The sequence below is a fragment of the Emergencia sp. 1XD21-10 genome, from assembly GCF_009936045.1.
In the GTDB taxonomy this organism is placed as follows: domain Bacteria; phylum Bacillota; class Clostridia; order Peptostreptococcales; family Anaerovoracaceae; genus Senimuribacter; species Senimuribacter intestinalis.
The window spans coordinates 34,322-55,809 of sequence record NZ_QWEQ01000002.1 but is presented as its reverse complement, the minus strand read 5'-3'; the positions used below and the strand labels follow the sequence as shown (position 1 = coordinate 55,809).

Sequence of the window (21,488 nt, the reverse complement as noted above, 5' to 3'; positions counted from 1 at the left end):
GGAAAGAAGGAATTTAAGATGAAAACAATTGGTGTTATCGGTGCAGGTAGCTGGGGAACAGCTCTTGCAATTTCACTGAGTAATAAAGGACATCAGATTAAAATGTGTGATGTCAACATGGATCATGTAAAAGAGATGCAGACGCACAGAGAAAATGTTAGGTACCTGCCAGGTATCAAATTCTGTGATAATCTGCAGATTGTAGAATCTACAGAAGAAGCGCTTGCTGGTGCAGATATTGCACTGTTTTCCGCACCAGCCCAGCATTTTAGAAGTGCCTTTGAAAAAGCGATTCCTTTTCTTGAGGATGACATGGTTGTTGTCAACGTGGCAAAGGGAATTGAGCAGGGAACACTGATGCGTATGAGCGAAATCGCGTATCTTCTGAAACCGGATGTAAAATATGTGGTACTTTCCGGTCCATCTCATGCGGAGGAAGTAGGCAGGGCGATGCCGACGACGGTTGCGGTGGCTTCTAAGGATATGGTGCTGGCAGAGTACATTCAGGATATTTTCATGACAGAGCGTTTCAGAGTGTACACCAATGATGACGTCTGTGGTGTGGAATTGGGCGGTTCTCTGAAAAATATCATTGCTTTAGGTGCAGGTATTTCTGATGGAATCGGTTTTGGGGATAATGCCAAAGCGGCGCTGATGACTCGCGGTATTACAGAAATGTGCCGTCTTGGTGTGAAACTGGGCGCAGATATTGCAACGTTCTCGGGTCTTACCGGTATCGGCGATTTAATCGTAACTTGTACTAGCATGCATTCCAGAAATCGCCGCTGCGGCATTATGATCGGTGAGGGTATGAAACCCAGTGAGGCAGTTGAAAAAGTCGGCATGGTCGTAGAAGGCATGTTTACGGCAGAAGCTGCTTATCAGTTGGCACAGAAAGTTGGCGTAGAAATGCCGATTACCGAGTGCATTTATAATTGTATCAATGAGAAGATTACCGCAAAGGATGCTGTAGAGCTTTTGATGGGCAGAGATAGAAAGAACGAAAAGCATATTGACTAGAAAGATAGCCGGAGGGGGAACCTCCGGCTGTGTTTATAATGAAAGGAGCCGGTATAGTGAAACTGAAAGTGCTGGTAGATAACAATACTTACATCGACGAATATTATCTGGGAGAACCAGCGGCAGCCTTTTATATTGAGGAGGGCGGCGAGCGGATTCTCTTCGACTGCGGCTATTCAGATGTGCTTCTAAAAAATGCGGAGCTGATGGGTATAGATTTATCCTCCTTGACGAAGATTGTGTTTTCCCATGGACACAACGATCATACCAGAGGGTTGTTGTTTTTAAAAGACAGGGCTGATTTGTCGGCAGTTTCTTTGATTGCACACCCAGACTGTTTTCTGCCGCGGGAAGATGAAACGGGAAGCTTTGGTGCGCCTTTTTCTCTTGCGGATGCTGCTTTGTGGACGAAGCTTACGACAACGTGTGAGCCTGTTAATCTGATCGATAAGCTGGTATGGCTTGGTGAAATTCCTAGAGGCAATGACTTTGAGGCATCAGAACCTGTCGGGCGCAGGCTGAAGGATGGCCTTTGGGAAGATGACTATGTCATGGACGATACAGCACTGGCATACCGCGGGGAAGAGGGACTGTTTATCATTACCGGCTGCTCTCACAGCGGAATTTGCAACATCATAGAATATGCAAAGAAAGTCTGCGGTGACAGCAGAATTGCCGGCATCATCGGAGGCTTTCATCTCTTTGAAAAGGGCAGGCAGCTGGATAAGGCGGTTGAATATTTGAAATCCTGCGGCGTAAAACGACTGTATCCGTGTCACTGTGTGTCCCTTGCGGCAAAGGCGGCAATGCTGGCGGAATTGCCGGTTGTTGAAGTCGGCGTAGGATTGAGACTGGAACTCCAATAGGGTAAGTTTTATAGGAGGTAACGATGTATCGTTTTGATGGGAACGCGAAAAATCGAAGCCTTGCGAAGTTGTTTGCAGGCTGGGATGAGACTATGATTTGGTCCTGCCTGCAGGGCATCATGGGCGAGATTTATACAGATGACGCAGTGCATCCGAAATCGGCGGCTGCAGTGCTGGGCGATTTCTGCTTTTTAGCGGGAGCGCCTTCTCTTGATTTTTTGACATCCTTCGCAAAGGGTGGCTGTCACAGCTTTTGTATCATGGTTCCGGCAAGCGACGCGCTGGGTGATTTAATTGAGGATTTTTTCGGAGAACGGGCAAAGAAGTTTACCCGCTATGCCACCCAAAAGGACGCCAGCTTTGATCTGGCAAGGCTTCGCCAATTGGCTTCTGCGGTGCCTGCAGGCTTTACCCTTGCACCGATCGATGAAATAATTTTTGATCGGGCAAAATCCATGGAGTGGAGCCGGGATTTAGTGTCACAGTATGCGGATTACGAAGTATACCGTGAGAAAGGCGTTGGAACAGCAATTTTACATCATGGGGAGCTGGTTTGCGGCGCGTCCTCTTACAGCGTCTACAATGGCGGCATTGAAATTGAAATCGACACCAGAGCCGATTGGCGCAGAAAAGGGCTTGCTCGCCTATGCGGCGCGGCGCTGATCTGCAGATGTTTGGAACAGGGACTCTATCCCAGCTGGGACGCCCATAACAAAGCGTCTCTGGCGCTGGCGCAGCAGCTGGGTTACGTGCTGGATCACAGTTATATCGCTTATGAAGTGAGAAAGTAGAGGGAGCAAATGGAACAGATGGACGAAAAACGGCTGGCGGCCTTTGAGAAAATGCTGACCTTTGTACAGCAGGAATATGACAAAACGACGGAAAAGATGGAGGATTTGAAAGGGGACGGGAAGGAAAAATCCGCCACTTATCGTCAACTCATGGGGAATAAGCTGACATATCAGAATTTGCTTGCGATGTACAGGCAGTATGATCTTTTATAAGGAGAGAAAATGTTTTACGTCGTTTTAGGACTTGTGACTATATTGGTAGGATTCTGCGCGTATCGGTATTTACAGCAGATTTTTACCTGTTTGCATTTAGATCTGCAAAAAAGTAAAGTGCGAGCATTTCACTGGCTGCTGACTTTGGTGTCGGCAGGCATCTGTACAAATCCAATGCACGTACTGGCGCTAGCTATCCTCTATACGCTTCTGTTCGCTGGAATATTGCATTTATTGTTCTGGATTTTGCGGTCCATATGGCGCAGGTGGAAAGAGCGTGATGAAAAGATTGTAAATTTGCAGCGAAAATGTTGTCTGCTTCCCGTGGCTATGGCGATTCTTTTGATTGGCTTCGGTGCGGTGAATATGGACCGAATTCATGAAACCGTGTATGAAATAACGTCGGAAAAACGCATTGGAACCTATGAAATTGCATTGGTTACGGATACTCATTACGGTACAGTGCAGGACACAAAACTTTTAGAAAAAGAGATGGCGGCGCTCAGTGCGCGCAGACCGGATGTACTCATACTGGGCGGTGATATCGTCGAGGAGGGTACGAGCCGGGCACAGATGGAGGATGTATTTCGCATTTTCGGCAATGTCGATACTAAATACGGCGTTTACTATGTTTATGGAAACCACGATCTGCAGAATTATACAGAGAAAAAGGCTTACAGCAGACAAGACCTGGAACAGGTTTTGGCGGAAAATGAGATTATACTGCTGGCAGATTCTTTTATGAAAATTGACGACACGTTGGTTTTGGTTGGCAGGGATGACGCCGGTTATGGGCTGCCCGGCGAACGAAATTCGATGGAAGCGATTCTGCAGGGTGTAAGCCGTGAACAGTATATCATAGTAGCGGATCATCAACCCGTTGATGTGGGGGAATGTGCTTCTGCAGGCGTGGATTTGATGCTTTCCGGTCATACCCATGCGGGGCAGATCTGGCCGCTCGGGTTATTGCTGCAGGCAAGCGGCAGCTATAACTACGGATTATATGATGGTGAAACGTGCAAAGTAATCGTCTCCTCTGGCTTTACAGGCTGGGGCTATCCGGTGCGGACGGAAGGAAAGTGCGAATATGTGTTGATTAGGCTCAAAGGAGAAAAAGTAGGAAAAAATTAACTGTTTTTTCCATTGACACAAGTCATTTCATTGTCTATAATGTATATTAATTTAATCACATGAACGCTTTTCTTACCCCCGGGTAAGGATATGACAGCATGCCGGTTTTGTCCCGTTAGGGCCACTTTCGTGGAGGGGCAGATCAGGGATGCTTTCTTTTTTGAAACAGGAGGTACAAGTAATGAATCACAAACAACAGCCATTTTCAGCACGCGAAGTCTTTGAGGCGTATGATCGGATTCGCGATTACGTTTATTTAACGCCTTTAGAGCCGTCTATTTACCTTGGCAAAGAAACTGGCAGGCAGTATTATTTTAAGCTGGAATGCAATCAAACGGTAAAGAGCTTCAAAATCAGAGGGGCGCTGAGCAAGATGACAACGCTGACAGAAGAAGAACGGAAGATAGGCGTAGCAACGATTTCTTCCGGGAATCACGGCGCCTCTGTCAGCTATGGCGCAAAGCTTTTGGGTATCGAAAATGCAAAGATTATCGTGCCTGAGACTACGCCCCAGGCGAAGATAGACAAGATTCAGTTTTATGGGGCCGATGCGCTTTTGATGGGGAGAAACTATGATGAGGCTCATGCTTTGGGCATGTCATATATTCAGGAAAATGGGTTGACCTACATTGACGCATATTACGATGATCCTAAGATTTATGGAGGGCAAGGAACAATTGCCGTGGAAATTCTCAAACAAAATTCGTCTGTCGATACCATCGTCGTTCCTATCGGAGGCGGCGGTCTGATCACAGGCATAGCTGTCGCGGCAAAGGCAATCAAGCCAGAGATTCGTATCATCGGCGTGCAGACAGAGGCCTGTCCGGCTATGATCAAATCCTTTTCCGACCATGTGTTCTACGAAGAATATCCGGTAACCGGCGATACGATTTGCGACGCATTGGTTGGCGGCATTGGAAAACTCGCTTATGAGATTCTGGAAGACTATGTAGATGATTTCATTCAGGTAAAAGAACGGTCTATACGTAAGGCGGTAAAACACATGATAAAAGAGGAAAAGTATATCGTAGAAGGCGCCAGCGCGGCTGCTGTGGCCGCTGTGATGGATGAGGCAGAAAGAATCGGCGGCAAAAATATTGCTCTGATTATGAGCGGCGGTAATATTGATGGTAATTTGATGGTGGAGCTGTTGAAAGAAAAATTGTAACAAGTAGTCATTTGTGGTATGATAAAGATATCCTGATGAGAGAAGAGGTGTGGTCTGTGGATATCAAATTAAAGGAAAAGATGATTGAGGTTGTTGAACAGAACATGGAGGAATTGACTTCCATCAGAACCTATCTGTATGAAAATCCGGAGATTGGCGGTGAAGAAGAAAAGGCAAGCGCGCTGCTGACAAAAACCATGGAGACGCACGGCTTTGATGTAAGCCGGAATATTTTAGACATACCATATAGCTTTCAGGCTGTCTATGACAGCGGAAGACCGGGTCCTTCTATCGGACTGACCTGTGAATATGACGCCCTTCCGTCTATGGGTCATGGCTGCGGTCATAATATCATAGCGACAGCGCCAATGGGAGCAGCATTTGCGCTACGGGAGGCGGTGAAGGAAACCGGTGGTAAGGTAATTTTGTTTGGCACACCGGCGGAGGAATGTTTTGTTACAAAAGCGCCTATGGCGGAAAACGGAGTTTTTGATCAGGTGGATGTAGCAATGACAGTTCATCCGAATCCTGTAAATCTGTCCAGCGGAAAGACAACAGCTTTGGACGCGTGGCAGGTTGAATTCTACGGCAAAGCTTCCCATGCGGGCGCAGCGCCGGAAGACGGCATCAATGCGCTGGATGCGGCAGTTCATTTTTATAGTTTGATTGGATTTGAGAAGCAGTATTTGAAGAATACCAATATTTACGGTGTATTTGTAGATGGCGGTGAGAAGTGCAGTATGATTCCTGCTCACGCGTCTGTCAAATATCTGGTAAGAGCAAGTTCTATGAAGGATATCCGAAAAATACGCGATTTGTTTGAACGGTGCGCGCAGGCTGCATGCGCGGCAGTAGGCACAACCTACAAAATCTGGAACAATGAGCCGGGCAATAAAAATATGGTTACCAACAGAACGCTGGCGGATATCTTTGATAAGCACTATATGGCTATTGGAGGCGGGCAGATGCCTCACATTGACAGTACAGGTTCTACGGATATGGGAGATGTCAGTCAGGTTGTACCAGCGATTCATCCATGGATTGGTCTAGGATGTCCGGATTTGCAGTTGCATACCAATGAGTTTGCTGATGTGACTGTTACGGAAGCAGGAGACAGGGCGATTCGTTTGGGAGCGGAGGCTTTGGCACTGACAGGATTGGAAATCCTCTGTGATCCAGAGCTTTTAGCTGTTATTAAAGCAGAGTTTGACGAAAGTATGAAGAATAATTGAGTAGAAAGAGAGACAAAATCAGGTTCATGAAAGAGAAGACATTTCACATTACAACTTTTGGCTGTCAGATGAATGAGCACGATTCTGAAGTCATGGCAGGCATGCTTTTAGAAAAAGGCTTTACGCCGGTGAAGGAGCGAAAAGACGCTGACGTTGCCATTATCAATACCTGCAGTGTACGGGATAATGCGGATAAACGGTTTTTTGGCACATTGGGACAGCTGAAACACAGAAAAAAGGACGATCCCAATTTCCTGGTCTGCGTCTGCGGCTGTATGATGCAGCAGCAGCACGTTATTGATACCATTAAAGCCCGGTATCCATGGGTAGATATCATCTTTGGAACCCACAACATTCATCAGTTTCCAGAACTGATTGACAATGCGCTCAACGAGAAAAAGAAGCAGGTGGAAATCTGGCCAGACGGCGGCGAGATCGTAGAAGGACTGCCAGCGAAGCGGCTTTACGAAAGCAAGGCGCTGGTCAACATCATGTTTGGCTGCAACAATTTCTGCACTTACTGCATCGTGCCGTATACCAGGGGCAGAGAGCGGAGCAGAAAGCCTTCGGAAATTCTCCGTGAAGTGCGGGAATTGGTAGCCGATGGTGTTAAGGAAATCATGCTTTTAGGGCAGAATGTCAATTCTTATAAAGGCGCAGATGGGGTGGATTTTGCAGCGTTAATCTATATGCTCAATGAAATAGAAGGGCTTGAGCGGATCCGTTTTATGACTTCACATCCGAAAGATTTGTCTGATAAGCTAATCCAGGCATTTGTGGACTGCGATAAGCTCTGCAAGAATATTCATCTGCCGGTACAGTCAGGCAGCAGCCGGATTCTCAAAGCCATGAACCGTCACTACGATAAAGAGCAGTATCTGGCTCTTGTTGAGAAGCTGAAAACTGCTGTACCTGGCATCACTATGTCAACGGATATTATTGTAGGATTTCCGGGAGAAACAGAAGAGGACTTTGCAGAAACGCTGGATTTAGTCAGCAAAGCACGCTATGATTCCGCTTTTACTTTCCTATATTCCATCAGGAAGGGCACGCCGGCGGAAAAGTATGAGGATCAGATTCCAGAGGAAGTTAAGCATGAGCGGTTTAATCGGCTGGTAGAATTGATGAACGGCATCAGCGCAGAAAAGAACGCCGCCTATGTGGGAACTGTGCAGCAGGTGCTGGTAGAAGGACCGAGCAAAACGGGAAGTAAAACTTTTGCAGGAAGAACCGATGGATTTAAGCTGGTGAACTTCCGTAACGAGACTGACATGACAGGAAAGCTGGTAGATGTAAAGATTACAAAGAGCAACACCTTCAGCCTGGAAGGAGAAATTTTATGAATCCGAAGCTGAGTAATCTTTGCTCTGTCATTACAGATTTTGTGCCGGGCTGTGAGCAGGAAGCGCGGGATAGGGAAGTTATGCTTCGTTTTTTACAAGAAAACGACAATTGTCTGGTGCGGGAGAATCTGACTGCACATTTTACAGCTTCCTCGTGGATTGTCAATGATGGTGGCGATAAAGTACTTATGGTCTACCACAATCTGTATGACTCTTGGGCCTGGACTGGCGGTCACGCTGACGGTGAAGCCGATCTGCTTTCTGTTGCAATCCGTGAAGCAAAGGAAGAAACTGGGGTGCAGGATTTCAAGGTGCTGCGGCGTGTACCGTTTTCTCTCGAAATTATCACCGTAGACGGTCATGAAAAACGCGGCGATTACGTGCCGTCACACCTTCATTTGAATTTGACCTACCTGCTGCAGGCAGATGAAAATGCGCCTCTTTCTGTTAAAGCAGATGAAAACAGCGGAGTGCAGTGGATTCCTGTCAGTCAGCTTGCGCAGCGCGTCAGCGAACCGTGGATGCTAAAGCGGGTATATGGAAAGCTTATTAGCAGGGCGTAGGTGCGGTGTGCATATATTTTGAAAAAATCCTTAAAATATGCACATTATCGTGCATATTTTGACGATAAACTTCGAATATATGCATTTTTTTAAGAAAACGCAGGTCGTTTATAGGAAATTTTAGCTAAATATATAGAGAGTTGTACACATTTTGAAGAAAACTTCTGAAAATATGCATGTATAGTCGAGGAATTATGCATATTTTAGGAGTTTTTTTATTATATATGCATTTTCAGATGAATCAAAGGATAGGAGAGAACGGATATGGAAGAGAGAATTTTGACGGCGAGTTTGATTCAAGCGTTTTGTAGCTATCTATATCAGGAAGAGAAAAGCAAGCTAACAATTGAAAAGTATCGCCGTGACGTAAAAAGATTTGCAGATTATCTAAACCGTAAGGAGGTAGAAAAGGAAAAGTTGATTGCATATAAGCAGGATCTGGTTGCTGAGGGTTACGCATTTAGCAGTATTAACTCTATGCTGGCTGCACTTAACAGCTTTTTTGCATATACAGGGTGGGATGATTTACGAATGAAAGCAATAAAAGTTCAGCGGCAAATTTTTTGCGAAGAAGAAAAGGAGTTGATAAAGTCAGAGTATTTGCGGTTGGTAGATTGTGCACTTAGCAGGGGAAAAGAGCGGCTAGCGATGATTTTGCGAACGATAGGAACTACAGGAATCAGAGTAAGTGAATTAAAGTTCATTACCGTAGAGGCTGTAAAACAGGGAAAACTGCAGGTATGCAGTAAATCCAAAAATCGAACTGTTTTTTTGGTGAAAGGATTACGAAAAAAACTGGTTACATATGTAAAGAAGCAAAGAATTTCATCAGGAAGTATTTTCTTGACTCGTAGCGGCAGACCGGTTAACCGAACTAATATTTGGAAAGAGATGAAAGCACTTTGTAAAGCAGCTGGAGTTTCAGACAAAAAGGTTTTTCCACACAATCTTAGGCATCTCTTTGCTAGAGTGTTTTATCAAGCAGAAAAGGATATTGCAAAACTGGCAGATATTCTGGGACACTGTAGTATCAATACGACACGGATTTATATGGTGTCATCAGGCAGGGAGCATCTGCGCTGTATGGAGAAAATGAAGATGTTGATGTGATAGATTGGAATATGACATAATTGTGATTATGTTGCAAACACGTGTAATCTCATATAAAATATTATACTTTAATATAGTACAAAAATCAACATTTTCTGACAATACTTATAATATTGATTGACCTTTTTTATTTTATACATGACAAATAAGCTGTTTCAGCTATTTTTATACAAAATAGGGAAAGAGCTTGTTTTGTTGTACTTATATTTTATTGAAATAGCTATGGATTTAGCAGGAGCAGTGTGCCGAATACAACATAATCACAATTATGTTGCAAATGCTTTTCGAGGAGGATGAAAATGGCAAAAATTGCAGAGGTAATCAAGTATGAGGGTGATAACAGCACCTTTATATGGAAACACCCCAGTGAGGATTTTAACAGTTTAACACAGCTGATTGTCCATGAAAGCCAAGAGGCTGTTTTCTTTATGAATGGACAGGCGTTAGATTTATTTGGACCGGGCAGATATACGCTGGAAACCCAAAACATTCCTAAAATTGGTAAGGCTTTAAATCGTTCAACAGGAGATATGTCACCGTTTCACTGCGAAGTATATTTTATCAATAAAACAGAGCAGATGGCAATTAAGTGGGGCACTGACAGCAAGGTACAATACATAGAACCAACGTACGGCTTTCCGATTTCTATTGGTGCTTCAGGTGAAATGAGTCTAAGAGCGGAAGACAGCAGAAAGCTGCTAATCAAAGTAGTTGGTACAGAGAGTTTTCTAGGTCAACAAAAACTGGCGACTTTTTTCCGTGGTTTTCTGATGACTCGTGTAAAGACCTACATTGCACAGGTAATGAAATCCAATGCAATTAATATTTTTGAAATAGATGAGAACCTAACAGTTTTTTCAGAGAATATTCGTAATCTCTTGATTCAGGATTTTGCTGACTATGGAGTCAGCTTAGAACGATTTTTCGTGACAAATATCGTAAAACCTGACGGCGAAAGGCAGTTTGAAAAGTTTAAAGAACTGTACTTCCGCCAGTACGCTGACATTGCTGAGGCAAAACTTCGTCAGCAGGTAGGAATTATCGATCAGCAGACCGAGGCGCAGAAGCTGGTAATTGAATCTCAGGCTATCGCACAGAAACGAATGCAGGAAGGCTACACCTATCAGCAGGAAAGAGGTTTTGATGTCGCGCAGGACGCTGCAAAAAATGAAGCGGTAGGTCAATTTACCAATATGGGAATTGGGCTTGGCGTGATGGGGGGCGTTGGCGGTAGCGTTGGAACTATGGTTGGTGGCGCAGTAAGCGACGCTTTTGAGGGAATGCAATCAGCGCAGCCAGTACAAGGCACGGAATCATTTTGTGAAAATTGCGGTGCAAAGCTTGCGGCAGGTGCGGTATTTTGCGAAGAGTGCGGTACAGCAGTACCGGTAGATACATCAAAGTGTGCTGGATGCGGCTTTGTCTTTGAACGTCCGGGTAAGTTTTGTCCTAAATGTGGCATGAAGAGAGGTTAGGAAAAATGAATAAAAGATTTAAGATGTACGCCTTGGTATGGGCGATTATGTTTATTGTATTTCAGGTAATTTGCTTTGTAACACCGACTGAGGTTGCTGGAATGAATAAATGCGGCGGCGCCTTTTGGGCAGGCTATGTGTTTATTAATTTAGCATTTGTAGGGCAGCTTGTTTGTGCCTATATCGCATTGAAAGCAGAAAATCTGCAGAAGCTGTTTTACAATCTGTCGCTGATTAACGTTAGCTACACAGGTCTGGTTTTGATGTTGATTTGCGGCGGCGCTGCGATGATTGTACCTAACATTCCAAACTGGGTGGGAATCATAATTTGCCTTTTGATTCTGGCATTTACAGCAACTTCAGTGATTAAGGCGAAAGCAGCTGTAGATATTGTTGACCGGCTGGATGATAAGCTAAAGACGCAGACCTTTTTCATGCAGTCACTGCGTGCCGATGCGGAAACTCTGATGACACAGGCGAGGTCAGCGGAAAGTAAAACCGCCTGTAAACAGGTTTACGAGGCGGTACGATATGCTGATCCGATGAGCTATGAAGCACTAGAAGGATTAGATGGGCAGATTACACTGAAATTCGCAGAACTGAAAGAAGCAGTTGCAAGTGAAGCTGATTTGGCAGAGAATGTACAGCAGCTGGCAAAAGAGGTGGTTGTGCTGGTGCAGGAGAGAGGGAAGAAAGCGAAGTTGGTGAAGTAGGAGGTGCGTATGAGTTTTAATAAAGCTGTACGATTTATTGAGAAACATTTTACGTGGATAATAGTTGTTATTATACTTATTTCAGTGGGTTCACCCGTTATAGCTTGCTGGTTAGGGAAAGAAACACTCTCCACTGATGGAATTCTTTCATATGTTGGAAGCATTATTACAGGAATAATAACTTTATTTGTCGCAGGGATTGCATTGCATCAAGGAAAAAGAGCAGAACTTGTGGATAAAGAGAAAAGGAAAAATGAAATTAAACCTAATTTAAGAATAGAAGTTAAGGAAATTGAAAATGAAACTTTTGAGATAGACATTGAGAATTTTGGAAACCACCATACAATAGGTGTATATTTATATGAATATCCATTTTCCTCAGTGATAAGATCAAATGATATGACAAAACGAATAATCTCATTTTCAAGGAAAACAGGAGTTGATATTAGTATTGATGAAAGTTTTTATGAGAGAGGAAAAGACTCATTACCGAAAGAAATTTATTTGATTTATGGAGATATTGATAATAATTTGATATCGCAAGAATTTAAACTAACATCAGATGGATATGAGCCAATGGAATTACAGTATTTTTAATTAAGGAGAATAACAATGTCAATTTTTAAATGTAAAATGTGTGGTGGCACACTTGAAATCACAAACAACGAAACTGTAGCAACCTGTGAATATTGCGGAACAAAACAGACGCTGCCAAAACTTGATGATGAAAAACGAGCCAATCTTTACGATCGTGCAAATCATTTCAGACGCAGCAACGAGTACGATAAAGCAATGGGAATTTATGAACAGATTCTCAACGAAGACAGTACAGATGCCGAAGCTTATTGGTCTTTAGTTCTTTGTCGTTACGGAATTGAATATGTTGAAGATCCGGTCACTCATAAGCGTGTACCGACGGTGAACCGTGCACAGTATGCGTCTATTTATACGGACGAAGATTACAAAGCTGCTTTGCAGCACGCTGATGGTTATCAAAAAGTTGTTTATGAAGAAGAAGCAGAAGCAATAGACAATATTCAAAAAGGTATTCTTGCCATTTCACAGAGGGAAGAACCGTTTGATGTGTTTATCTGTTACAAAGAAACGGACAATCAAGGACGAAGAACACCGGATTCAGTTCTTGCTAACGACCTGTATCATCAGCTGACACAGGAAGGCTTTCGGGTGTTCTTTGCAAGAATTACCTTGGAAGATAAACTAGGTTCAGCTTACGAGCCGTACATATTTGCAGCATTAAACTCTGCAAAGGTCATGGTAGTGCTGGGAACAAAATCAGAACATTTTAATGCAGTTTGGGTAAAAAATGAATGGAGCAGATATCTTTCCTTAATTAAGCGTGATGCTAAGAAAATGTTAATTCCTGCTTACAAGGATATGGACCCATACGATTTACCGGAAGAGTTTTCTCATTTGCAGGCACAGGACATGTCCAAGCTAGGATTTATGCAGGACTTAATTCGTGGAATTAAGAAAATTACCGCAGCGGAGGAAACAAAACAGACAGCAAAGGAAACAGTAGTAGTCAGCAGCACAGGAGGAAATGCAGAGGCGCTGTTAAAACGTGCTTTTATGTTCCTTGAAGATGGTGATTTTACAAGTGCAAATGAATACTGCGAAAAGGTGCTGGATTTAGACCCGGAAAACGCAAGAGGCTATCTTGGAAAGCTCATGGCACAACAGAAAGTTAGAACAAAAGAAGCACTGAGAGATTGTTCGAAATCCTTTGAAGAAGAGAACAATTATCAGAAGGCGATTAGGTTTGGCGATATTGCATTAGTTACCGAACTACAGAGGTACATTACATATATCAATGAGCGAAATGAATTAGCAAGAAAAACAGCCATCTATAATAACGCGAAGGAATTAATGGAAAACGCTAAAATAGAAAGTGAATTCAAAGAAGCGGCAGAAAAGTTCCAAATGATAGCCGGATTTGAGGATGCTGATGTTTTAGCAGAGAAATGTTTGGAAGACGCGGAGATTGCAAGGAAAGACGCAGTCTATGACACAGCGAAGAAATTAATGATGAGAAATACAATTTCTTCTTATGAAAGAGCAATAGAGGAATTACAAAGTATTATTGAGTGGAAAGATACTGCAAAACTGGTAGATATTTGTCAACAAGAAATAGCGACAAGAAAGGCTAATCAAGAGGCAAGGAAAGCAAATGCAAAGCGAAAGGCTAAACTGATTAAGAAATGGACAATGATTATTGTTCCGGCGGTAATTATCTGTGGCATTTTAGGTTTTGTTACGGAGGAAGTTATCATTCCAAATGTCCAATACAGCAGCGCAAAGAATTTGCTGGAAGAAGGTAAGTACCAAGAAGCAATCAAGAAGTTCACTAAAATGGGTAATTATAAAGAAAGCAGAAATATGATTACAGAATGTAAATATCGTGAAGCAGTAACAATGATGCAGAAGGGGCAGCTTCAAGAAGGGGTTCAAAGATTAGCAGCATTAGGTGGCTACAAAGATGCGAAAGCACAGATAGAGAAGTGCTTTAGTGGAGAATATGGTAAAAATGCTGATAATTTTAAGATTGGCGATAGCTACTTTTTTGGCTCATATGAACAGGATAATCAAACTCAAAATGGAAAAGAAAATATTGAATGGATTGTACTAGACAAAAAGGAATCTGGGCTGTTGTTGATTAGTAAATATACTTTGGATGCAAAACCGTATTATGATGAGTGGAAAGACATTACGTGGAAATCATCGGACTTAAGAAGTTGGTTGAATGAAGAATTTTTAAAAAATTCTTTTTCGGAGACACAGTTGAGTTGCATTGAGGAAACGAGACTGCAGAACAATAAGAATTCTAGATATGGTACTGATGGAGGAAAAAATACCATCGACAAAATATTTTTACTGTCAATTGATGAGGCAGAAAAATATTTTAAAACGGATGAAGAATGGATCTGCAGACCAACAGATTATGCTATTAAACAAGGTGTATATAATATAAGTGACGACGCATGCCGGTGGTGGCTGCGCTCCCCTGGTTCGAGTAGTGATAGTGCGGCAATTGTAAATATAGACGGCGTCATTAATTACAGTGGTAGCTATGTTAGCAATAATTCTCGTGGGGTTCGTCCTGCTTTATGGATTAATCTGGCATCTTAAATCTGCAAATCAGAAATCTTCCCTTGCGCCGAAGGCGCAAATCTTTCTCCCCCCTTTGGGGAAGATGGCTGCGAAGCAGTCAGAAGGGGAACTTAAACAGGAGAAACATATGAAGCAGAAGCAAAGTGAACTGACTGTGACTACAAAGGCGAAGGATTTGTGTAGTTACATTATGACGATAACGCAGAAATCACCGAAAAAATTTCGTTTTACCTTTGTTTCGAGATTACAGAGTCTTATACTGAACGTGATAGAAAATATTTATCGGGCAAATGACGTTTTCATTTCAAAAGATGATTTACTGGCGCAGCAGAAACGATTAGAACTGCAAAGAAAAGCATTGACTGATTTAAAGGTACTTGGATACGCAAAAGCTTATGAAATCTATAAAGTGCAGAAAAAACTCTTCTGCACTTTTTGCTGACAACAGGAAAGAGATAAGTTTATGATGGACTATGAAAAAGTATGGGATTTTCAAAATTTATATAAAGTGCATACCGTTGCCAGACGGGGTAAGCGAAATGAGAAAGAGGTTATCGAATTTGAACTGCACTTTGCCGAGAACTTGATTAGCGGATATTACAGTTTTATGGTATATGCTCCGAAGAAGAGGGAAGTTCATGCACTGTATTATGTTGACAGAGTTGTACCGCACTGCCTGTGTGATGAAGCTTTAACATCACTGCTGGGCAGGAGATTGATATATGATAATGCAGCATGTCGCTTAGGAAAAGGTACACATTTTGCGATAAAACGTCTTTCAAAGTTTATGAAGAGGTTTTATAAAAATAATGGACAAGAAGGCTTCTTTCTAAAATGTGATGTCCGTAAATTCTTTAATTGTATTGATGTTGATAGCTTTGAAGTCACTCCAGATAAAGGAATTCCAATGGGGAATCAAACCAATCAGTGGTTTGCAATTTATTATCTCGATGGCTTAGACAGACTTAAAAAAACTGAAAGTCAAATATTATTCTCGATATATGGATGATTGTGTTTTAATTCACAATGATAAAAAGTATTTGCAGTGTTGCCTCAAAGCGATGTCAGAATATCTGAATAAAGAATTGCAATTGGAGTTCAATGAAAAAACGCAAATTTTTCCTATAAGAAACGGTGTTAATTATCTGGGTTGGCATTTTTATCTTACCGATACAGGTAAAGTAATACGGAAAGTAAAGCGGCAGACTAAATATAAATACCAGCAAAATTAAAGAAAATGCAAATACTATATGCGAATGATCAAATAAATGTAATGATATAAGACAAATTTTAAAAAGTTATCATGCTCATTTTAATTATGAACACACGTATTATTTACAGCGAAAACTACTGAAAGGTTTTAAACTTTATAGAGAAAAAGACAATCACAATAAATGCGCGAAAACCTTTAACCCATAGTGCTGACAGAACTGACGGATTCTTGTTTTTTGTCAGTTTAACTTGGCTGACAAACATACGCAATATATCGGCATTGGTTGGTTTCAAAATCTTTCGGGGTTCATCCGCGCGGCTTTTTAGTGTAAACATTGCAAAAACAATACAATAGCAGTATAATAAAATAGAAGAGAGCGAGGTGCTAAAATTGAGTACTATACAAGTAAGAGTTGATGATGATTTAAAAGAAAAAATAGATAGCTTATTTAAAGAACTAGGGACTGATACAACATCAGCCATACGCATGTTTTTAGTGCAAGCGCTTGCATATGGTGGATTTCCTTTTGAAATTAAAACAGCAACACCAGCAAATCCATTTGAGCCATTAACAGAAAAAGAGATTTTGCAGAAACTAGAACAGGCGAGAAATCATGCTGATGAGGGTATGGTAAAACCGTGGGATGAAGTTGCTTCAGAAATAAGAAAGAGATATGAACTATAAAGTTATAATCACCACAGATGCAGAGAATGACCTGGAGTGCTCCATAAGGTATCTATTGGAAGTAAAAAAGAGTCGTCAGGCAGCTAAAAATGTGCTCAATGACTTTATGATAACTGTAAAAAACTTGGAAAACGTAGCGGGCTCTTTGCGTTATTGTGAGCATCCCAAATTATCAGAATTTGGATATAAAAGAATTAATTTCGTATCACATAGATATTTTATGTTATTCCGTCTTGATGGCAATGTTGCAATCGTAGATAAGATTTTTCACGAGTTACAAGATTATGAAAGTAAAATTAAATAACGGAGACACAAATTAAACCGCACTAATATATTCCTCAAGAACCTTCAGGGATTTTGGTACCGGCAGATCCGCAGGCAGGATGCCTTTTTTTACGAGGCTTTCAAAGAGCTCCATGGCTGCAGGCTTTTTTAAATTGGTCTGCTGCAAGATAGTGTCGTTTGAAAAAACCTCGACAGGAGTGCCGTGCATCAGTGTTTTACCTTCTGCAATTAATACGATTTCATCAGCCCATTCCAAAGCATAATCGACGTTATGGGTGGACATAAGAATTGTAATACCTTGTTCTACGAGCATATCCACAATTTTGTTGACGATGATTGTATGCTTAGGGTCGAGAGAGGAGGCTGGTTCATCTAAAATGATGATTTCCGGGTGCATGACTAAAACATCGGCAATAGAAACCTGTTTCTTTTGACCTCCGGAAAGAGAGTGGGTGGGTTTATGCTGAAAATCTGTAATTTCCAGAGTTTCGATGACTTTTGCGACCTCTTTGCGTGCATCTTGCTCGCTCATTCCCATGTTAAGAGCGCCGAAGGAAATTTCCTGTGTCACTGAGGCAGAAAACAGCTGATTATCCGGGTCCTGAAAGACAATGCCTACCTTGCTTCGAAGGTCTAAAAGACCTTTTTTGCTGTAGTCCACAGGCTTTCCGTCTAAGTAGAGTGTACCTTCTGAAGGTTTGTGAATGCCGTTTAAGCACAGGAAAAAAGTAGACTTTCCAGCGCCGTTTGCACCCATAAAGGCAACCTTACGGCCACGCTCAATTTCCAGACTGAGTCCGTTTAAGGAATAGCTTTTTTCGTCGTCGTAGGAAAAAAATAAATTGTCTGCTTTAATGATAATATCTTTCGTCATGTCTTTCGCGGAAGCTCCTATCTCCATAATTTAAACCATAAAGTAAAAGCCAGAAGGGCAGTTTCATAAAGTACAATGTAGTAGATATTTCTTTTGCTGGTGGGATGGCTTTCTTCCAGCACTCTAATTTCACCATCATATCCTCTGGACTCCATAGCGTCATAAAGATTTCTGGAACGCTTCATAGATCTGATAAACAGTGCCTGCACCATAGAGGCAAAAGATTTTATTGATGTTTTAAAATCCTTGTGTCCAAGGCGGGCGCTTTGTGAAGTGGAAATGTAGTAGGCTACGTCCAGCAGCACAAAGATATAGCGGTAAATTAGAAGCATGAGCTCTATCATAAGAGCTGGCACATGAAGCTTTCTGAGGACGCTTAGAATATCTGTCATAGTAGTATTAAAAGATAAAAAGTATAGACAGGATACGGCGGCTAGTGCTGTAGTGATAAGCTGTGCCCCATGCAAAATGCCTGCAAAACTTCCAGTGACGTACCAGCTTCCAATAGGAACTGCAAAGGCGTCAAGGGGACGTTTTCCGATGTTGATGATAATGGCAGCAGTGCTCAGTATGAGAAAGGCCAGGGGAACCATCATCAAATTTCTGTATCTGGCAGCGGAAATACCGCCGCGAACAATGGTTAGCCAGCTGTTGACTCCAATGACAAAGACGCCCATAGCAATGGAACGACTGACAATACAAAAAATGAGAGTCAGCATTGCAAAAGCGAACTTTTCCATGGGGTTTACATATCTGAGTTTTGACAAATAGCACAGCTTATCTACAATAATCATAATTTATTTATTCATCCTTCATCCATTTTTTTCTTTCGTAAAACCGACCCATAAAGAAGGCGAGAATGCCGACTCCGATACCGGTCTGTACGCAGAAAATTAAACTTTCGATTTCACCGGGAATTTCACCGCCCAGATAGCTTTCCAAAATCGGTGTAAACCAAGGTTCATATTCACCGCCCTGTATCTCTTCTATAGCGCCGCCGGCAGCGTCATCAGAGCCGCCAAATTCAGCGTCTTTGAGCATTAAGAAGGGTACGACTGCGATGAGAATTGCCAGAATCAGAAGCAGAACCACAAGACCCTTTTTAGATTTCTTCTTATCCATATTATTTGCCCTCCTTGATAAATCCGATTGATTTCAGTTCAGGTTTCGCAAAGGATTCTAAACCGATGACGATGATAACAGTCAAAATGCCTTCTACGATAGCAAGAGGTACTTGCGTCGTAGCAAAAATACCCATGAATTTCGCAAGAGAAGCACCGACACCTCCTACTTCTGAAGGATAAGCCAGAGCCAGCTGCAGACTGGTAATGCAGTATGTAAGCAAATCACCTAAGGCAGCTGCCAGAAATACAGAAAACATTTTGTTTACCTTTAACTTTTTGCATAGCTTGTATACGCCATAGGTGATAAAAGGTCCTGCGATAGCCATGGAGAAAGTATTCGCTCCAAGGGTAGTAAGACCGCCGTGAGCCAGCAGAATTGCCTGAAATAAAAGTACGATAATTCCCAAAATGCTGACTGCTGCAGGTCCGAAAAGGATTGCGCCAAGACCGGTTCCTGTCATGTGAGAGCAGCTTCCTGTAACCGATGGAATTTTTAGCGAGGAAATTACAAAGATAAATGCACCTGCCATGGCAAGTACAGTGATAATTTTTCTATTATCTGTAAGGGTATTTCTGATGGAGAAAAAACCCCAGATAAGAAATGGAACGCATATCGCTCCCCATACCAGACAGTAGGTTCCGGGTAAGTAGCCCTCCATAATGTGCATGGCATTTGCCGTGGGAACCATACCAAAGACCAGTGAAAAAACTGTTACAATTGATAAAAATAATTTTTGCCTTTTTGTCATAAAGTATCTCCTTTCTTGATAAACAAATGAACAAAACACGAAATGTTGTATCTCTACGCAATAAAAAATCCTGTCATTTATGACAGGTGCAGCGATAGAAAAGTATGCAAAAAATACTTTCCGTTTCGTGTTCACACCCGGTCATCGTTCGTAACCTGTGTAAATTGGCTGTATTTGGGTAGTTCTTCTGACTTAGACATCTGGCACCCTTATCTTGCCTTCCCAGTTTCCCAGTGACATAAATTAAGATAGGGCTACGTCATTACAGCGGCGCGACCGTGCAGGACTTTCACCTGCTTCTCTTTTAAACCCCTTGAAAGGGACCCTTATACATTCAATTGTAACCTCATTATATTACCGGAGGTTGTATTTTGTCAAGCGGAGGATAGGGGCAAAAAAAGATTCTGTACAAATGCGATTTGATATGATACAATGTCAGCGTAGAAGCGTTGATGCTTTGAAATAACAACTGAATGACAAGTATTTCTTGTCTGTTTTAACAGCAAAGAGGGAAACAGGTGCAAATCCTGTGCGGTTGCCGCCGCTGTAAGGAAGGAGTCATGCCGAAATACCACTGGACAGATAGTCTGGGAAGGTGTGCATGATGAAGATATCCGAGCCAGAAGACCTGCTTGAAATACTAGGAGTGCGCCTGACGGTTATCAGGTTTCCTAAACGACAGATACAGAAAATACGGGCTGTAGCATATTTTGCTACAGCATTTTTATTATTCTAATATTAAAACTTGCTTAGGAGAAATCAAAGTGGAAGAAAGAGAGTTAGAGCTAAGGAAGAAGCTGCTGATTGAAAAGATCAGTCGAAATCCAGACAGGAAATACGGGCAGAATGACAAAACTTCTGCTGTCTGGAAAAATTATGCATTAGCAAGTCCGGACGGCAAATGTGTCTACCAAAGCTTTTCTGATGAAGAACTGCTCGCTTATCTAAGGCGTTTAGCGTCAGAACTGGGGTATGGCCCTACGCAGGGAGAAGTATTTTGGATATTGAAAGACTACATCAAACAAAGGTTTGGTAAATGGCCTTATGCGCTTCGTGCTGCAGGGCTTTCCGCGTCAGCAGGTAAAGGCGGAAAAACTATGGAGCAGATGGAAAAAGAGCGATTGCATAAGGAAAAGCTTCTTGACATGGTCAGAGAAAAAGCACTGGAGCTTGGGAAAATTCCGCATCCCAGAGATCTGCCTGAGGTTTGCAGGGAAATCAAAAAATATTACAGCGGCTGGACTTCTGTTATTAAAGCTGCAAAGCTGGATGCTGATTTTCTTAAAAGAGCAGTCTATAAGATTCCTGATTTAGAACTGGAATATATCAATATGCTGGAAGCAGTTAGAAATTTTGCTCATGAAATAGGACGAAGTCCTCTTCATGGAGAAATTGAACAGGCTGTTAAGCAGGCGCTCATAGAGCGATGCGGCTCCTGGCGCAATGCGCTGTTTCAGATTGATTTGGAACCGGTCCTCCGAATGGAGCCTTTTCACGATATTTATATCGACCATAGAATGACAGAAAATCGAAGGCATCATTCTGACAGTCTCTATGGCTGCTATTATAAGGTATTGAATCTGGATGAAGATGATAGAAAGCGCCTTGGTATGGTAAAAGATATCTATCTGAAAAACGGAAAAATTCCTATGAAAAAGGAAGTGCCAAGACAGCTGCGGCAGGATTTGCACGAAAAATGCGGTTCCTGGGGTAACGTTCTCTATCAGATTGGCGTTACGCCAAAGGAATACTACGAGGAGAAAAATAAAAAGAAAAATAGTAATCAAGGAAAGTAAGAGGAATAA

Annotated in this window: 24 protein-coding genes and 2 riboswitches; of the genes, 20 read left to right on the top strand and 4 right to left on the bottom strand. The window is 42.2% G+C overall.

Features of this window, described 5'->3' with window-relative positions; translation table 11 throughout:
• The first annotated feature begins 18 nt into the window (after positions 1-18).
• From D1151_RS00440 to D1151_RS00350, 19 genes are all read left to right on the top strand, one after another.
• Entirely contained in the window at positions 19-1,020 is a 1,002-nt protein-coding gene (locus tag D1151_RS00440) for an NAD(P)H-dependent glycerol-3-phosphate dehydrogenase (protein WP_161907557.1), read from the top strand.
• Between the two features lie 56 nt (positions 1,021-1,076).
• On the top strand, positions 1,077-1,886 hold the full coding sequence (locus tag D1151_RS00435; RefSeq protein ID WP_330588232.1) for an MBL fold metallo-hydrolase: 810 nt from the start codon (positions 1,077-1,079) through the stop codon (positions 1,884-1,886).
• 23 nt (positions 1,887-1,909) lie between these two features.
• A complete protein-coding gene (locus D1151_RS00430) occupies positions 1,910-2,677 on the top strand; it encodes a GNAT family N-acetyltransferase (RefSeq protein WP_161907556.1) in 768 nt (255 codons plus the stop codon).
• A gap of 9 nt (positions 2,678-2,686) precedes the next feature.
• Complete coding sequence (locus tag D1151_RS00425; protein ID WP_161907555.1) at positions 2,687-2,890, top strand: hypothetical protein; 204 nt, start codon at positions 2,687-2,689, stop codon at positions 2,888-2,890.
• 9 nt (positions 2,891-2,899) lie between these two features.
• Complete coding sequence (locus D1151_RS00420) at positions 2,900-4,021, top strand: metallophosphoesterase (protein WP_161907554.1); 1,122 nt, start codon at positions 2,900-2,902, stop codon at positions 4,019-4,021.
• 181 nt (positions 4,022-4,202) lie between these two features.
• Positions 4,203-5,189, top strand: a complete 987-nt coding sequence (locus D1151_RS00415) for a threonine/serine dehydratase (RefSeq protein ID WP_202620355.1) — start codon at positions 4,203-4,205, stop codon at positions 5,187-5,189.
• 56 nt (positions 5,190-5,245) lie between these two features.
• Complete coding sequence (locus D1151_RS00410; protein ID WP_161907552.1) at positions 5,246-6,421, top strand: M20 family metallopeptidase; 1,176 nt, start codon at positions 5,246-5,248, stop codon at positions 6,419-6,421.
• A gap of 26 nt (positions 6,422-6,447) precedes the next feature.
• Positions 6,448-7,764, top strand: coding sequence for a tRNA (N6-isopentenyl adenosine(37)-C2)-methylthiotransferase MiaB (miaB, locus tag D1151_RS00405; RefSeq protein ID WP_161907551.1), 1,317 nt, complete (start codon positions 6,448-6,450; stop codon positions 7,762-7,764).
• Positions 7,761-8,327 carry an NUDIX hydrolase gene (locus tag D1151_RS00400; RefSeq protein WP_160202221.1) on the top strand — a complete coding sequence of 189 codons (567 nt, stop codon included), beginning with the start codon at positions 7,761-7,763 and terminating at the stop codon, positions 8,325-8,327. Before miaB ends, D1151_RS00400 begins: the two co-directional genes overlap by 4 nt.
• 264 nt (positions 8,328-8,591) lie before the next feature.
• Positions 8,592-9,437, top strand: a complete 846-nt coding sequence (locus D1151_RS00395) for a tyrosine-type recombinase/integrase (protein ID WP_161907550.1) — start codon at positions 8,592-8,594, stop codon at positions 9,435-9,437.
• A gap of 299 nt (positions 9,438-9,736) precedes the next feature.
• Positions 9,737-10,912 carry an SPFH domain-containing protein gene (locus tag D1151_RS00390; RefSeq protein WP_161907549.1) on the top strand — a complete coding sequence of 392 codons (1,176 nt, stop codon included), beginning with the start codon at positions 9,737-9,739 and terminating at the stop codon, positions 10,910-10,912.
• A 5-nt stretch (positions 10,913-10,917) separates the two neighbouring features.
• Entirely contained in the window at positions 10,918-11,625 is a 708-nt protein-coding gene (locus tag D1151_RS00385) for a hypothetical protein (RefSeq protein ID WP_161907548.1), read from the top strand.
• Positions 11,626-11,634: 9 nt separating this feature from the next.
• Entirely contained in the window at positions 11,635-12,222 is a 588-nt protein-coding gene (locus tag D1151_RS00380) for a hypothetical protein (RefSeq protein WP_161907547.1), read from the top strand.
• Positions 12,223-12,237: 15 nt separating this feature from the next.
• On the top strand, positions 12,238-14,772 hold the full coding sequence (locus D1151_RS00375; protein WP_161907546.1) for a DUF6273 domain-containing protein: 2,535 nt from the start codon (positions 12,238-12,240) through the stop codon (positions 14,770-14,772).
• Between the two features lie 109 nt (positions 14,773-14,881).
• Complete coding sequence (locus D1151_RS00370; protein WP_161907545.1) at positions 14,882-15,196, top strand: four helix bundle protein; 315 nt, start codon at positions 14,882-14,884, stop codon at positions 15,194-15,196.
• A gap of 21 nt (positions 15,197-15,217) precedes the next feature.
• On the top strand, positions 15,218-15,763 hold the full coding sequence (locus D1151_RS00365) for a hypothetical protein (protein ID WP_161907544.1): 546 nt from the start codon (positions 15,218-15,220) through the stop codon (positions 15,761-15,763).
• Positions 15,756-15,986 carry a hypothetical protein gene (locus D1151_RS17265; protein ID WP_161907543.1) on the top strand — a complete coding sequence of 77 codons (231 nt, stop codon included), beginning with the start codon at positions 15,756-15,758 and terminating at the stop codon, positions 15,984-15,986. Before D1151_RS00365 ends, D1151_RS17265 begins: the two co-directional genes overlap by 8 nt.
• Positions 15,987-16,357: 371 nt before the next feature.
• The gene (locus D1151_RS00355) at positions 16,358-16,651 is read left to right on the top strand and encodes a type II toxin-antitoxin system RelB/DinJ family antitoxin (protein ID WP_161907542.1); all 294 of its coding nucleotides are present in this window, start codon (positions 16,358-16,360) and stop codon (positions 16,649-16,651) included.
• Positions 16,641-16,955, top strand: coding sequence for a type II toxin-antitoxin system RelE/ParE family toxin (locus D1151_RS00350; protein ID WP_161907541.1), 315 nt, complete (start codon positions 16,641-16,643; stop codon positions 16,953-16,955). The genes D1151_RS00355 and D1151_RS00350 overlap by 11 nt, the downstream gene beginning before the upstream one ends.
• 12 nt (positions 16,956-16,967) lie before the next feature.
• Here D1151_RS00350 and D1151_RS00345 read toward each other — a convergent pair whose 3' ends face one another.
• The 4 genes from D1151_RS00345 to D1151_RS00330 are packed head-to-tail and all read right to left on the bottom strand — an operon-like array spanning position 16,968 to position 19,683.
• Positions 16,968-17,810: an energy-coupling factor ABC transporter ATP-binding protein gene (locus tag D1151_RS00345; protein WP_161907540.1), complete on the bottom strand. Its 843-nt coding sequence runs from the start codon at positions 17,808-17,810 to the stop codon at positions 16,968-16,970.
• 17 nt (positions 17,811-17,827) lie between these two features.
• Complete coding sequence (cbiQ, locus tag D1151_RS00340; RefSeq protein ID WP_160202219.1) at positions 17,828-18,604, bottom strand: cobalt ECF transporter T component CbiQ; 777 nt, start codon at positions 18,602-18,604, stop codon at positions 17,828-17,830.
• Between the two features lie 7 nt (positions 18,605-18,611).
• Positions 18,612-18,932, bottom strand: a complete 321-nt coding sequence (locus D1151_RS00335; protein WP_161907539.1) for an energy-coupling factor ABC transporter substrate-binding protein — start codon at positions 18,930-18,932, stop codon at positions 18,612-18,614.
• Position 18,933: 1 nt separating this feature from the next.
• On the bottom strand, positions 18,934-19,683 hold the full coding sequence (locus D1151_RS00330) for an energy-coupling factor ABC transporter permease (RefSeq protein WP_160202217.1): 750 nt from the start codon (positions 19,681-19,683) through the stop codon (positions 18,934-18,936).
• 159 nt (positions 19,684-19,842) lie between these two features.
• Positions 19,843-20,026: riboswitch (cobalamin riboswitch) on the bottom strand.
• 127 nt (positions 20,027-20,153) lie between these two features.
• A riboswitch (cobalamin riboswitch) is annotated at positions 20,154-20,334 on the top strand.
• A 113-nt stretch (positions 20,335-20,447) separates the two neighbouring features.
• Here D1151_RS00330 and D1151_RS00325 point away from each other — a divergent pair.
• Positions 20,448-21,479 (top strand): homing endonuclease associated repeat-containing protein, encoded by a 1,032-nt coding sequence (locus tag D1151_RS00325; protein ID WP_161907538.1) that lies wholly within the window; start codon positions 20,448-20,450, stop codon positions 21,477-21,479.
• Positions 21,480-21,488 lie beyond the last annotated feature (9 nt).